Consider the following 14,327-nt stretch of genomic DNA (forward strand, 5'->3'; position numbering starts at 1 on the left):
ATCAATTACTCATTATCCGGGTTAAGACGACGACGGCTGATGATACGCAGCAGACGCCACAGTACCCAGGCCAGCAACACCACGCTGATTGCCGCCAGCACCGCCAGCAGAATCGGGTGATTCGCCAGTGCATACCACAAGCGTTCGAACCACGGCAGATGTCCGACGTAATAGATATCACCGACACGCAAACTGTTTACGCCAGATTCACGGATCACCGCTACCGAGCCAAACATGGTGGCGCGTTTGCCGCTGTCGTTCACCGCATCGTTAAGCATTTCATAACCGCGAGGGCTGTCCGCCAGCAGCGCAATCACACTGCGCTGGTCGTTATACGGTGACTGGAAGCCAATCACCGCCGCCATCGCGCCGGAAGACGTCAGCGTTGACTGGGTTTCTGCCGCGCGGTCGTTTTCGTCCGGCACAATCCCCGGGAATGGCGTCTGACGCATCGGCGTTTTCACCCAGCTTTCTGTGGCCTGTACCAACATATCGATCTGCTTATCGTCTTTCAGTTTTTCAGGGATACCGCCGATGATCATGATATCGGCGTCTTTCCCCTGAATGGCGCTGCCGTCATCGGTCACCGTCAGGTTAATCGCCGGGAAGCCCGTCTGTGCGCCAATAAAGCCAACGGTATTGAGCAGCGTTTCCATCTGCGCTTCATTTGGCGTTTTTGGCATCACGGTGATGGTTTGCGACAGATCCGCCATCCGGCTGAACGGGAAGCCCGCGTTAGCAAACGCGCGCAAATCCGGCATCGGTATAAAGTGGTAATACTTCGAGAAGTCGATGGTGGAGTCATCGCCAATCACCACGTGATTCTGCACCGGCTGGAAGGTAATACAGTTATTCACCGAACCGCCCGGCATCGGGTTCATGTATTCAAAGTCAAAGCGTAACTGGTTGGTGGCTCCCAGTTTCAGCGCCGGAATCGAGACATCGGTTTTACCATCCAACAAGCCTTGTAACACAGGTATACGCAGCAGCAGGCGATTTGCCTCCTGTTTGCTACTCAGATTGAAGGATTGCAGGAACTGGTTGTTCAGGCTGATATCCATCCGTGAACTGTCTTTCACCGGCGGCGTGGTGTAGCGATAGTTGATATCCATATCGATACCGGTACTACGCATCAGATAGAGATCCGGCGGCAGGTTTAGCGAGACGTTAATCGCCGCCGGTTCCAGGCCGCTGGACTGTAACTGTTCTTCATAGGTTTTCAACTCGCCAAAGGTGACCGGACGATCGGTACGCACCCAGTTCGGCGCATCGTACGGCTTACGTGGCAGCAGCGGTTTGACTTCTTTCACTTCTACGCTGTCGCCGCGGAACAGAATATTGCCCTGGGCGATACCTTTCGCTGCCTGCAACAGGTCTTTGTCGTCACGACCAAAAACCACCAACAGCTTGACGTAAGGATTTTCCGGATGGTTGATCATCTCAATCACCGGGGCTTTTACTGCCGGATGATCGCGCAGGAAGTCCGGGCGTTTGTCGTTAGTGGCAAAAACAATGGCATTGCGATCAGGAAGTTGATTATAGAGTACCGGGAAGTTCTGCCCACGCCAGCCGGAACGGGAACCAAACCACGAGGCAACAATGGCGGAAGCCTGTTGCAGCCCCACATCCGGCGCACCGGCAAAGACCATCGGGAGCGTATTAGTACGGTTATCGCGTGGGTCGAAGAACGGTATCGGGAAGTGCGACAGGTCATTTTTCACATTCAGTGATTGATACGTCAGATCCAGCCCACTACTGCGTCCGACATCCAGCCAAAGTGTGGTGCTGGCCGGGTTTTCGCACACGTCCTGATAATGACCGACAAACTCCAGCCGCACGCGGTTGAAGTCGGTAATAAACAGCGGATTAATCGGCATTTGCGCCAGTGTCTTTTTACCCAACTGTTCTTTGGTCACTGGCAGCACACCCATCAGTTCATCATTCAGATAAACCTTTAACTGCGACTGGACAGGCAGCAATGACGGCGACGGCGTATATTCAAGGTTAAGCATCGCCTTCGTTACCACTTCGTCGCTGCGCATACCAAACTCAATACTGCCGTTCGGGTTGATGCCACGCAGCACCATGCTGCCCGGCGGCGGCGCGATTTGCGCAAAAGTCAGCTTCACATCCCGTGAAGGGCCGTTCTGCGCGACGACTGGCGCATCCGCTCCCTGCACGCCCGGCATCACCTGCCCCACCTGCGGGCTCTGCTCCGCCTGAGTAGGTACGGCTGGCTCAGCATTGATCAGTGGTTGCGTTGCAGGCGTCGCATGCGTCATGTAAGAAGGGAATGCACTCATCCCCATTGCCACTGCACAAATCCAGAATAGTTTTCTTTTCATCGCGTTATCATCATTGTTGAGCCAAAACCTGATCCGATGGTTGTACCGTTTCGCTCCGCTCCGGGCGGCGCGGAATGAACGAAACAACCCAGGAAACCAGAGAAGTCAGCGCGCGGAAAATGCCCTTCACTGAAGAAGGCGCAAACTCCGCCAGATGGCGGTAGCCACGGAAGCCGAGCTTCAGAATATCCAGCAGACTTTCCAGCGGCTTATCTTCCGGGTAGCTGTCCTGCCAGAGCGCCCATGTATCCGCACGGGCAAACGTACACTGCACAAAATCGATATGTTGCTGGGTAGTAAGCGGCATCAATTGCAGCCCAACTTCGTTACCCATCACGCGCGCCACCTGAGTCGGGAAGACATATTCCTGCTGACCGCGTTTGAGCAGTAAGTTCACCTTCTGTCCTTCCAGAATCTGCGCCTGACCGTTGATCTTGATCCCCAGACCGCCGTCAGAGAAGTCCTGAACAGTGCAGGAGAAAAGGTGGCCGTCTTCGCGGGCAATGGCCGCTGGCATCGTCATTTCTACACGATGCGAACGCCGTACCTGTTTACTTTCAACCGATACCGCTACCGCGCCGCCGAGAATAATCAGGTTGTAGAACACCCACACCATACTGACAACCACGGTGAGCATTTCAGTTGGCGGGCCGTAGAAGTAACGCCAGATGCCAACAGCGACACCAAACAGGTTGAGCAGGACGAGGAAGATGTACGGTCGCGAGATCACCCAATCGACATATTCTTCCTCCACCAGGCCGCCTTTGGCGGTGACGTTAAATTTGCCTTTATGCGGGTTAATTAACGCCACCAGCGTCGGCGGCGCGATATACCACGCCAGCACTGTTTCGTAGATTTCACTCCAGAACGAGTGCCGATATTTACCCTGAATCTTCGAGTTGGTCAGGCTGGCATGGATCATGTGCGGCAGCACAAACAACGCGATCATCAACGCGGGTGCGTAGATGATGTAAGCATGAAGCAGCAGGAACGCCAGCGGCGCGGTCAGGAAGATCAGCCGTGGAATGCCCGACAAGAAGTGGAACATGGCGTTGACGTAACACAGCCGTTGCGCGAACTTCAACCCTTTACCGGTAAGCGGGTTATCAAGACGGAAGATTTGCACCATCCCACGCGCCCAGCGAATACGCTGACCGATATGTGCCGACAGGCTTTCGGTCGCCAACCCCGCCGCTTGCGGAATACGCATATACGCAGAGGTGTAGCCACGACGGTGCAAACGCAGAGATGTATGCGCATCTTCAGTCACGGTTTCGACAGCAATGCCGCCGATCTCATCTAACGGCTTACGGCGAATCACCGCACAAGAACCGCAGAAGAAGGTGGCATCCCACATATCGTTACCGTCCTGCACCAGACCGTAGAACAGCGTGCCTTCATTCGGCGTTTTACGAAAACGCCCCAGGTTGCGTTCAAATGGGTCTGGTGAGAAGAAATGGTGCGGTGTCTGCATCATCGCCAACTGCTTCTCTTTCAGGAACCAGCCCATCGTCATTTGCAGGAACGAGCGCGTCGGTACGTGGTCGCAGTCAAAAATCGACACGAACTCGCCTTTGGCATATTTCAGTGCGTTGTTGATATTTCCGGCTTTAGCGTGTTCATGAGTTGTTCGGGCGATATATTTCACCCCAACATTTTGTGCAAACTGACGAAACTCTTCCCTGCCGCCATCGTCGAGGATCCAGATATTGAGTTTATCTTTCGGCCAGTCGATACCCAGCGAGGCGTAAATCGTATTTTTCACCACGCTAAGATCTTCGTTGTATGTCGGCACAAAAATATCCACCGATGGCCATTGCGACATATCTTTTGGCAGCGGTACTGGCTGACGGTTCAGCGGCCATACCACCTGGAAGTAGCCAAGCACCAGCACAATCCACGCGTAAGTTTCCGCGAACAGCAGAATTAAGCCACACACCAGGCTAACCGGATCGTCCCAGTTCAGCGTGGAAGTGTAGCGCCACCAGATATAACGGCACGAAACGGTGAGCGACAGCACAATCAGCATCAGTGCAGAGAAGCGTCCCGGTAAACGCCGCACCATTAGCGCTACCCCCCACAGCAACATCAGGAAGATAAACTGTGACAGTGGGTTAAACGGCTGGGTGACGCAAATCAGCGCCAGAATCAGCGAGAACGTCACGATGATGCCAAGAATAAAGCGCCGTGCTCCGGCGCTTATATGGCCCAGCTCTTTTTTCTCATCAAGATGTTGCGTGTTATGACTGAAGCGAGCCGGAAGCTCATCCATCCATTGATGATAACGACCACGAATATTCTGCAAGCGTGAAAACGAACGCCAGCGCGGTTTCGCCGTTTCTCTGCGTGAAGCACTGATTAACAACCAGCAGGTCTGGATTACATAGCGGACCGGATCCAGCGGACGCGGGCGCGCGGCGTTGATATGCGGATAAAGGTTTTTATGTTCTGCTCGAATACGCTGCCAGCGCGGATGTTCCAGCGGAATAAATACCCAGGCGAGAATCAGCCAAAAACAGCCGAGCGTCGCGCTAAAAGGCGACGCGCCGTGACGACGATATTCCCGATAACGCCCGATAAGACGTGCGTTGACCGGCGGGATAAGCAACCACCGGGTCAGAATACTCATGATTCGCTCCCGGCTGACGCTTTCAGCCCGGAATAGTTCAACAGACACCAGTTCGCCAGCGTTAGAATCTCTTCTGCCGCCAACGCATCGCTACGGTATTCGCCCAACGGTTGTTTTGCCGCCAGACATTCAGCCATCGCTTCATCACGATGGATCAACATCGGCAACAAGCGCCGCTGGCTTTGCAACCATAGTTGGTAAATATCATCCTGAACCTGGCTACCTACGCGAAAATCATTAATTAAAATATGCGCGCCAGCAGGTAGTACCTGCTGATGCAGCCGAATATGACAGTTGGCATCCACTTTAACGATTGCCAGGGTGTGATCGCACAGACTCAGCAACTGATGCGTTATCTGCGAGGCGTCGCGTGGTAAATCGATCAAAATCCATTGATAACGCCCGCTAGCTTTCAGTTGCTGAATACCGGTGCAAATCTCGCCCAATCGCGTTTGCCAGTGTTGGGGATTTTCATGTTCTTCGAGAGTCAGTTGACCAAAGGGCAGCAGATCGAGCTGCGAGGTATAACGTAGCCCGGCATCACGCCAGTCCTGACCATCCAGCATGGCTCTTGCCCAGCCCTGACGGTGAGAAAAATCAACGTTAAATGACAGGCGCAGCAAATTGTCCGGGCAGGCATCGACCACCAGGACATTTTCTCCTAACATTTGCAATGACCAGCCTAACGCGGCAGTGATGGTTGTAGTACCCACGCCACCCCGCACCCCCTGCAATCCCAGTACGGCCATTTACCACTCCCCTACTTCTGCTGCGCAAACTCAGCCAACAGCGGCCAGCGTTTTAATGCTGCAGCCAACTGTTCGCGTTGAGAAATATCGGCATAATCAATATCAGGCAGTGAAAAAGCCTGTTTTAGCGCCAAAATATCATTCTGGAAGATATAGCCTATCGCGGGATCAGGCAGAATATCGGGTTCATTGTTATTCATTATGGATGATCCCTATGAAATAAACATATTACACAGTAAGACACTTTCACCGCTTTATTGCTAACGGTGGCACAGAAGTTCGCTCATTTTTTGGCTTTCCGTTACGCAACAGAAAAACTAAAAAACGAAAAGGCTGATATCACAAGGCTTCTGACCTGCTAAATTGATTCACATGCTAAATCTGATAAGTTTTAATTTCAATGGTAGGTTTATTTCTTAGCTTTCGCTAGTAAACTGATAATCAGACAAAATGGCGACTTGAGGGACACTGTGGACCCTGTATTCTCTATCGGTATCTCATCCTTATGGGATGAGCTGCGACATATGCCAGCAGGCGGCACCTGGTGGTTTAACGTCGATCGCTATGAAGATGCTATCAGTCTGGTGAATCAAACCATTGCATCTCAGGCCGAAACCGCGAAAGTCGCGGTCATTAGCATGGACAACGATCCTGACAAATACTTCAAATTAGATGATTCTCAAGGACCAGAAAAAATAAAATTATTTTCGATGCTAAATCATGAAAAGGGCCTATACTATTTGCCACGTGATTTACAGTGTTCTATTGATCCTCAAAATTACCTTTTCATTCTTGTTTGCGCAAATAACGCATGGCAAAACATTCCTGCCGAGCGGCTTCGCTTATGGCTGGAGAAAATGAACAAGTGGAGTAGATTAAACCATTGTTCACTGCTGGTAATTAATCCTGGAAATAATAACGATAAACAATTTTCATTGTTGTTGGAGGAGTACCGTTCGCTTTTTGGACTCGCCAGTTTACGTTTTCAGGGTGATCAGCATCTGCTGGATATCGCCTTTTGGTGTAACGAAAAAGGCGTCAGCGCCCGTCAGCAACTGACCGTCCAGCATCAAAATGGCATCTGGGCGTTAGTTCAGCGTGAAGAGGCAGAGATCCAACCACGCAGCGATGAAAAACGTATTCTCAGTAATATTGCTGTACTGGAAGGCGCGCCACCGCTATCGGAACACTGGAAGCTATTCGACAATAACGAAGCCTTGTTCAATGAAGCCCGTACCGCTCAGGCAGCAACGGTCGTTTTCTCTTTACAGCAAAATGGACAAATTGAACCTCTGGCCCGCAGTATTCATACTCTGCGCCGCCAGCGTGGCAGCGCATTGAAAATCCTCGTGCGGGAAAATATCGCCAGCCTGCGCGCCACCGACGAGCGTTTATTGTTGGCCTGCGGCGCAAATATGGTTATTCCATGGAACGCTCCACTCTCTCGCTGTCTGACGATGATTGAAAGCGTGCAGGGGCAGAAGTTCAGTCGCTATGTACCGGAAGATATCACCACACTGCTGTCGATGACTCAGCCGATTAAACTGCGGGGGTTTCAGAAGTGGGATGTGTTCTGTGATGCGGTTAATAACATGATGAATAACACCTTGTTACCTGCTCACGGTAAAGGCGTTCTGGTGGCTCTGCGCCCGGTGCCTGGCATCCGTGTCGAGCAAGCACTGACGCTGTGCCGCCCTAATCGTACCGGAGATATTATGACGATTGGTGGCAATCGACTGGTGCTGTTTCTCTCTTTCTGCCGGATTAATGATCTGGATACCGCGTTGAACCATATTTTCCCACTGCCTACTGGCGATATTTTCTCCAACCGCATGGTCTGGTTTGAAGATGACCAAATCAGCGCCGAGCTGGTGCAAATGCGCCTGTTAGCGCCGGAACAATGGGGTATGCCGCTGCCTTTAACGCAAGGCTCCACGCCAGTCATTAATGCCGAACACGATGGTCGCAACTGGCGACGCATACCTGAACCACTGAGATTGCTGGATGATGCTGTGGAGCGTTCATCATGATGACCATCAGCGATATCATTGAAATTATTATCGTTTGTGCACTGATATTTTTCCCGCTGGGCTATCTGGCTCGACATTCTCTGCGGCGTATTCGTGACACTTTGCGTTTGTTATTCGCTAAACCTCGTTATGTAAAACCGGCCGGTACATTACGCCGTGCGGAAAAAGCCAGGGCAACCAAAAAATGACTCAATTTACCCAAAACACTGCTATGCCTTCTTCCCTCTGGCAATACTGGCGCGGCCTTTCTGGCTGGAACTTCTATTTTCTGGTTAAGTTCGGCCTGCTGTGGGCGGGCTATCTTAACTTCCATCCGCTACTAAACCTGGTATTTGCCGCGTTCCTGCTGATGCCGATTCCACGCTACAGCCTGCACCGTCTACGTCACTGGATAGCCCTACCAATCGGTTTTGCATTGTTCTGGCACGACACCTGGTTGCCTGGCCCGGAAAGCATCATGAGTCAGGGTTCGCAGGTCGCCGGTTTCAGTACCGATTATTTAATCGACCTCGTCACTCGCTTTATTAACTGGCAGATGATCGGAGCCATTTTTGTATTGTTAGTGGCCTGGTTATTCCTGTCGCAATGGATTCGCGTCACCATTTTTGTCGTCGCCATTCTGGTGTGGTTGAACGTACTTACCCTGGCGGGTCCAAGTTTCTCCCTCTGGCCAGCCGGTCAACCGACCACGACGGTGACAACGACAGGTGGCAACGCAGCAGCAACTGTCGCTGCCGCAGGCGGTACGCCGGTGGTTGGTGATATGCCTGCGCAAACCGCGCCGCCGACAACCGCAAACCTTAATGCCTGGCTGAGTAATTTCTATAACGCCGAAGCGAAACGTAAGTCAACCTTCCCATCTGCTCTTCCGGCTGATGCACAGCCATTTGAATTGCTGGTCATCAACATCTGCTCACTCTCCTGGTCGGACATTGAAGCTGCCGGGTTAATGTCGCATCCGTTATGGTCGCATTTTGATATTGAGTTCAAGAACTTCAACTCCGCCACCTCATACAGCGGTCCGGCGGCAATTCGTCTGCTGCGCGCCAGTTGTGGGCAGACTTCGCACACCAATCTGTATCAACCAGCCAATAATGACTGCTATCTGTTCGATAACTTGTCAAAACTGGGCTTCACCCAGCACTTGATGATGGGGCATAACGGCCAGTTCGGCGGCTTCCTGAAAGAAGTGCGCGAAAATGGCGGTATGCAGACAGAATTGATGGATCAAACAAACCTGCCGGTTATTTTACTGGGCTTTGATGGTTCGCCAGTTTATGACGATACCGCCGTGCTTAACCGCTGGCTGGACGTAACCGAAAAAGATAAAAACACCCGCAGTGCCACGTTCTACAACACGCTTCCACTGCATGATGGCAACCATTATCCGGGCGTCAGTAAAACAGCAGACTACAAAGCGCGGGCGCAGAAGTTCTTTGATGAACTGGACGCCTTCTTTACCGAGCTGGAGAAATCGGACCGTAAAGTGATGGTCGTCGTCGTACCAGAGCACGGCGGCGCGCTGAAAGGTGACAGAATGCAGGTATCAGGTCTGCGTGATATCCCTAGCCCATCAATCACTGATGTCCCCGTTGGCGTAAAATTCTTCGGCATGAAGGCACCGCATCAAGGCGCACCGATTGTTATCGACCAACCCAGCAGCTTCCTGGCAATTTCTGACCTGGTGGTTCGTGTTCTCGACGGTAAAATTTTCACCGAAGACAATGTTGACTGGAAAAAACTCACCAGCGGATTGCCACAAACAGCGCCGGTATCTGAGAATTCAAACGCGGTGGTGATTCAATACCAGAACAAACCTTACGTTCGGTTGAATGGTGGTGATTGGGTGCCATACCCGCAGTAAACTCGAAAAAGGCCGCAGAGTTTTATCCCTGCGGCCTGGTCCGGGCGCAAATTGCCATTACGGCAGCCGACGCCCGCATGGCATGTTACTTCCGCTTATTCAGCCAGCTCACGATCAGGCTGGCGAGAATGCCAGCAATGACCGGAGCCGCTAAATCGTGCCAGAAGGCCATGCCTAACTGCGCGAGCGTCATATAGCCGCCTGTGTTGTAATGACAACGTTTCGCGGCTATTCTTGAATGGGCTAGAGTCCAGATATGTCATTCAGCGAGGAGCTAATGCCAATGGTGCATGGATACGCTGGTCAGATGGTGCAATAGAAGTATTTGGAACCGGTGGATCTAATGATAATGGACTGGCTAAAGTTGTTTACCCAATTGCACTGCCTAAACTTTCACGTTTTATCAGTATCGCGGAAAGAATAAGAACGGATTACGAGAGCACACCTAATAATGTTCACGTTTCAATGATCGTGGATGATCAGGTAACAAATACCGGCTTTTATGCCCGCTGCCAGATGTACGACGGCAGACCATCATCAAATGCTTTTTCCTGGAGGGTTTATTGTGCGCCTGTTTAATCCAGTTACTTTGACTGAAGTAATCCCCGGTCTTCATGACGTGACCGGGGCTATTGAATTACCGGAGGACAACTGGTTTTTTACTATGACAGAAATTCCTCAGGGCATGGAGCTAACAATTAATGAGAAAGGCGAACCAATACTAATTGAGGTTAATCAGTCTCAGGGAATACAGGCCAAATAATATCAGGCGCGGTGCTGGTATCTGTTGCCGTCACTGCGTCAATGTAATTCAGCACCGTGTTAAGTCGGTTGGTTTCTGCCTGCGTCAGACTCCGTCCGGCCTGTAATTTCAGTTGAATCAGATTGATGGAAGCCATTGCAGTATCCATCAGCGACTGGCGCTGTGCTTCTGCTGCATCTACTGCGGCGCTATGCTGTGCCTCGGTATCCGTCACCCATTTCTCACCATTCCATTTATCGTATGGCGTTAACGGGGCGATAGTGGTTGTATTATCAGGGTAATCCCCCGGAGCTGTGATTTCTTTTGATTCTCCCGTTTCGGTGTTATAGACAACTTCACCGCGATGGTCTGGCACATATTCCCATGAGTTAAAATCTGCCGAACGGCAGATTGCATAACCAGCCTTATGTGTGCCAGGAGCATCTAAACAGGAATATGCGGGGATACCGACACCCACAGCAAGATATTCAATTGATGCAGAAATATACTCCCGTGTCTCACTGTCATAGTTATAAACGGTAATCTCTCCTGCCTTTGTGGCAATAAATTTATTATTTAAGATGGCGTTATACATCATGCAGCCCTCACAATGTAATTAAATGAAATATTACGTGGGCGTGTCTCTGCTGCACCGACAATACTGGTACTCAACCCCGTTGCCGTTCGTTTGTTATTTTTATTTCCTTCAATCAAACAGTTGTAATCATCATTACCAATTAACGAATTGGTGGCATCAATACTGTCCGGGGACAAGGCATTAGTTGTGGAACTTAAAGTCAGCATCTCGTCTGAACTTGGAAGATTTTTTAATGGTGTTTCATTGCGTGAAATACCCGCATAAAAAAAGGACTCATGCCTGTGAGCTTCAAAAGAGTCATCCTGAAGACTTAGCAAGGCTCGCCCCGCATCCACTCCACGTCCATCATCCCAGCCACGAATAAATTCACCGCGTAAATCAGGCAATTTATTGGTCGGGTAAGCCTTTGCCAGTTCCGGGTATTCTTCAGCAGAAAAAGCCGCACCATTGCATTTCAGCCAGCCTGTTGGCGGAGTGGCTGAAGGCCACGGAACAGGCACCCCAACCGGTAATGCAGAGCCTTCTCCCAAACCAACGTTTAAGAAAATGCAGCGATTACGACTAACTGGCATCATCCCCGATTTTTATTCAAGGAGATGATCATGCTTATTGGTTATGTACGCGTGTCAACAAATGACCAGAACACCGATTTGCAACGTAATGCACTGAATTGCGCGGGATGTGAGCGGATTTTTGAGGACAAAATCAGTGGCACTAAGTCCGACAGACCGGGGCTTAAAAAACTGCTTAGGACACTATCGGCAGGAGACACTCTGGTTGTCTGGAAGCTGGACAGGTTGGGGCGCAGTATGCGGCATCTTGTTACGCTGATAGAAGAGTTGCGCCAGCGTGGTGTGAATTTCCGAAGCCTGACTGACAGTATTGATACCAGCACCCCAATGGGCCGTTTCTTTTTTCATGTCATGGGTGCCCTGGCTGAAATGGAACGCGAACTGATAGTTGAACGTACCAGGGCGGGGATTGCTGCAGCTCGCGACAAAGGCAGAGTAGGTGGACGCCGTCCTAAGTTGACCAGCGAACAGTGGGCACAGATTGGGCGTTTACTCGAGGCCGGAGAATCAAGACAGCGTATTGCACTGATTTTTGATGTGGGCGTTTCTACCATTTATCGAAAATTTCCGGCAAATAAGAGCAATGAATCTCCCTGAATCAGCTTTATTTTGATTATCCCTGAAAGCAGATAAATACCGTCATTTTGTGTGAATAACGGTACAACTGCGCTTAGCTGTTTGTCAGGCACAATCACTTCAACATAGGGCGAAGCCTAATCCAATCAGGAGGTTCGCCACTATGGCTCAGGATTACCACCACGGGGTGCGCGTTGTTGAAGTCAACGAAGGCACCCGATCCATTACCACGGTGAGCACCGCCATCGTGGGTATGGTCTGCACGGGCGATGATGCCGATGCAAAAATGTTTCCTCTTAATAAACCCGTGCTGATCACTGATGTGCTGACTGCCAGCGGTAAAGCGGGTGAGTCCGGCACACTGGCCCGTTCGCTGGACGCCATTGCTGACCAGGCAAAACCCGTGACCGTTGTTGTGCGTGTACCGCAGGGTGAAACGGAAGAAGAAACCACGACCAATATCATCGGAGCAGTGACCGCTGAAGGTAAAAAAACAAGGCATGAAAGCCCTGTTATCTGCCCAGTCACTGCTCGGCGTTAAACCGCGCATTCTCGGCGTGCCAGGCCACGACACCAAGGCGGTAGCTACTGAGTTGCTGAGCGTGGCGCAAAGCCTGCGTGGGTTTGCTTACCTGTCAGCGTATGGCTGCAAGACAGTGCAGGAGGCGATCGCTTACCGTGAAAACTTCAGCCAGCGCGAAGGAATGCTGATCTGGCCCGACTTTACTGGCTGGGACACGGTGCTGAATGCCGAAGCAACGGCATATGCCACCGCCCGTGCGCTTGGTCTGCGTGCCAAAATTGATGAGCAGACTGGGTGGCACAAAAGCCTGTCCAACGTGGGCGTGAACGGTGTCACCGGAATTTCTGCAGATGTGTTCTGGGATCTGCAGGACCCGGCAACCGATGCAGGTCTGCTGAACCAGAACGACGTCACCACGCTTGTGCGTAAAGACGGTTTCCGCTTCTGGGGTTCCCGCTGCCTGAGTGATGACCCGCTCTTTGCCTTCGAAAACTACACCCGCACGGCGCAGGTGCTGACGGACACAATGGCAGAAGCGCACATGTGGGCAGTGGACAAACCGCTGAACCCGTCGCTGGCGCGCGACATTATCGAGGGCATCCGCGCCAAAATGCGCAGCCTGGTCAGTCAGGGGTATCTCATTGGTGGTGATTGCTGGCTGGACGAGTCGGTGAACGACAAAGACACGCTGAAAGCCGGAAAACTCACCATCGACTACGACTACACGCCAGTGCCGCCACTTGAAAACCTGATGTTGCGTCAGCGCATCACCGATCAGTACCTGGTGAATTTCGCCACCCAGGTCAGCGCGTAAGGGGACAACATGGCTTTACCACGCAAATTAAAACACCTGAACCTGTTTAACGACGGGAACAACTGGCAGGGGATCGTTGAGTCGCTGACGCTGCCGAAATTCACCCGCAAATATGAGAAGTATCGCGGCGGCGGAATGCCGGGGGCAGTGGATGTGGATCTGGGGCTTGATGACAGTGCGCTGGACACAGAATTTTCCATTGGTGGTACTGAACTGCTGCTGTTTAAGCAGATGGGCAAAGCCACGGTGGATGGCATCCAGTTGCGCTTTACCGGCTCTATCCAGCGTGACGATACCGGGGAAGTGCAGGCCGTGGAGCTTGTGGTGCGTGGACGTCACAAAGAAGTGGATTCCGGTGAGTGGAAGACGGGCGAAAGCAACACCACCAAAGTGACCAGTACCAACAGCTACGCGAAGCTGACCATCAATGGTGAGGTGCTCTATGAAGTGGACCTTATCAACATGGTGGAAATTGTGGACGGTGTGGACCTGATGGAAGCGCACCGCAACGCCCTCGGCCTCTGATGTATCTGAACGGCGCGGAATGCCGCGCCAGAACCTAATTTACAGGACAACAAAATGAGCGATAAGCAGACTGAAAAGACCATTCAACTGGATACCCCTATCAAGCGCGGTAAAACAGAAATTACCGAAATTGTGCTGCGTAAACCGCAGTCCGGTGCGCTGCGCGGTACACGCCTGCAGGCCATTATGGATATGGATGTGAACGCGATGATGACCGTGATCCCCCGCATCTCCAGTCCGGCACTGACTGCACAGGAAATTGCAGAGATGGACCCGGCAGATCTCACTGCCATGTCGGTTGAGGTTGTCACTTTTTTGTTGAAGAAGTCGGTGCTTACCGGTTTACCGACAGCCTGACGG

Annotated in this window: 14 protein-coding genes and 1 pseudogene; 8 read left to right on the plus strand and 7 right to left on the minus strand. The window is 51.7% G+C overall.

What is annotated here, in order from left to right; translation table 11 throughout:
• Positions 1-5: 5 nt before the first annotated feature.
• From bcsB to bcsR, 4 genes are read right to left on the minus strand one after another with little or no spacing between them, the layout of a single operon-like run.
• Positions 6-2,345 carry a cellulose biosynthesis cyclic di-GMP-binding regulatory protein BcsB gene (gene bcsB / locus ESM_RS0108835; RefSeq protein WP_010377576.1) on the minus strand — a complete coding sequence of 780 codons (2,340 nt, stop codon included), beginning with the start codon at positions 2,343-2,345 and terminating at the stop codon, positions 6-8.
• A gap of 10 nt (positions 2,346-2,355) precedes the next feature.
• Positions 2,356-4,974 (minus strand): UDP-forming cellulose synthase catalytic subunit, encoded by a 2,619-nt coding sequence (gene bcsA / locus ESM_RS0108840; protein WP_000025929.1) that lies wholly within the window; start codon positions 4,972-4,974, stop codon positions 2,356-2,358.
• Complete coding sequence (gene bcsQ / locus ESM_RS0108845) at positions 4,971-5,723, minus strand: cellulose biosynthesis protein BcsQ (RefSeq protein WP_000279553.1); 753 nt, start codon at positions 5,721-5,723, stop codon at positions 4,971-4,973. The genes bcsA and bcsQ overlap by 4 nt, the downstream gene beginning before the upstream one ends.
• Positions 5,724-5,734: 11 nt before the next feature.
• Positions 5,735-5,923 (minus strand): cellulose biosynthesis protein BcsR, encoded by a 189-nt coding sequence (bcsR, locus tag ESM_RS0108850; RefSeq protein ID WP_001063312.1) that lies wholly within the window; start codon positions 5,921-5,923, stop codon positions 5,735-5,737.
• A 258-nt stretch (positions 5,924-6,181) separates the two neighbouring features.
• Here bcsR and bcsE point away from each other — a divergent pair, with 258 nt between their 5' ends.
• Genes bcsE through bcsG form a run of 3 tightly spaced genes read left to right on the plus strand, consistent with a single transcriptional unit; the run spans position 6,182 to position 9,617 of the window.
• Complete coding sequence (bcsE, locus tag ESM_RS0108855; RefSeq protein ID WP_001205751.1) at positions 6,182-7,753, plus strand: cellulose biosynthesis c-di-GMP-binding protein BcsE; 1,572 nt, start codon at positions 6,182-6,184, stop codon at positions 7,751-7,753.
• A complete protein-coding gene (bcsF, locus tag ESM_RS0108860) occupies positions 7,750-7,941 on the plus strand; it encodes a cellulose biosynthesis protein BcsF (RefSeq protein WP_000988302.1) in 192 nt (63 codons plus the stop codon). The genes bcsE and bcsF overlap by 4 nt, the downstream gene beginning before the upstream one ends.
• Positions 7,938-9,617, plus strand: a complete 1,680-nt coding sequence (gene bcsG, locus ESM_RS0108865; protein ID WP_000191615.1) for a cellulose biosynthesis protein BcsG — start codon at positions 7,938-7,940, stop codon at positions 9,615-9,617. The genes bcsF and bcsG overlap by 4 nt, the downstream gene beginning before the upstream one ends.
• 85 nt (positions 9,618-9,702) lie before the next feature.
• On the opposite strand, the gene ESM_RS01000000124405 is transcribed toward bcsG, so the two are convergent.
• Positions 9,703-9,810 (minus strand): type I toxin-antitoxin system toxin Ldr family protein, encoded by a 108-nt coding sequence (locus ESM_RS01000000124405; RefSeq protein WP_000170974.1) that lies wholly within the window; start codon positions 9,808-9,810, stop codon positions 9,703-9,705.
• Between the two features lie 372 nt (positions 9,811-10,182).
• On the opposite strand from ESM_RS01000000124405, the gene ESM_RS01000000124410 reads away from it, so the two are divergent.
• On the plus strand, positions 10,183-10,380 hold the full coding sequence (locus tag ESM_RS01000000124410) for a hypothetical protein (RefSeq protein WP_001440573.1): 198 nt from the start codon (positions 10,183-10,185) through the stop codon (positions 10,378-10,380).
• On the opposite strand, the gene ESM_RS0108880 is transcribed toward ESM_RS01000000124410, so the two are convergent.
• Entirely contained in the window at positions 10,349-10,954 is a 606-nt protein-coding gene (locus tag ESM_RS0108880) for a tail fiber assembly protein (protein WP_000282064.1), read from the minus strand. The two genes, ESM_RS01000000124410 and ESM_RS0108880, sit on opposite strands and share 32 nt — an antisense overlap.
• Positions 10,954-11,529 carry a phage tail protein gene (locus ESM_RS0108885; RefSeq protein WP_010377586.1) on the minus strand — a complete coding sequence of 192 codons (576 nt, stop codon included), beginning with the start codon at positions 11,527-11,529 and terminating at the stop codon, positions 10,954-10,956. The genes ESM_RS0108880 and ESM_RS0108885 overlap by 1 nt, the downstream gene beginning before the upstream one ends.
• Before the next feature lie 30 nt (positions 11,530-11,559).
• On the opposite strand from ESM_RS0108885, the gene ESM_RS0108890 reads away from it, so the two are divergent.
• The 4 genes and pseudogenes from ESM_RS0108890 (at position 11,560) to ESM_RS0108905 (ending at position 14,324) form a co-directional block, all read left to right on the plus strand.
• Positions 11,560-12,126 (plus strand): recombinase family protein, encoded by a 567-nt coding sequence (locus tag ESM_RS0108890; RefSeq protein WP_000905024.1) that lies wholly within the window; start codon positions 11,560-11,562, stop codon positions 12,124-12,126.
• Between the two features lie 142 nt (positions 12,127-12,268).
• Positions 12,269-13,442: pseudogene (locus ESM_RS01000000124415) on the plus strand (phage tail sheath protein).
• Between the two features lie 9 nt (positions 13,443-13,451).
• The gene (locus ESM_RS0108900; protein ID WP_001207660.1) at positions 13,452-13,967 is read left to right on the plus strand and encodes a phage major tail tube protein; all 516 of its coding nucleotides are present in this window, start codon (positions 13,452-13,454) and stop codon (positions 13,965-13,967) included.
• Between the two features lie 54 nt (positions 13,968-14,021).
• Positions 14,022-14,324, plus strand: coding sequence for a phage tail assembly protein (locus ESM_RS0108905; protein ID WP_001281011.1), 303 nt, complete (start codon positions 14,022-14,024; stop codon positions 14,322-14,324).
• Positions 14,325-14,327: the final 3 nt, after the last annotated feature.

The sequence above is a fragment of the Escherichia sp. TW09308 genome, assembly GCF_000208565.1.
Taxonomy (GTDB): domain Bacteria; phylum Pseudomonadota; class Gammaproteobacteria; order Enterobacterales; family Enterobacteriaceae; genus Escherichia; species Escherichia marmotae.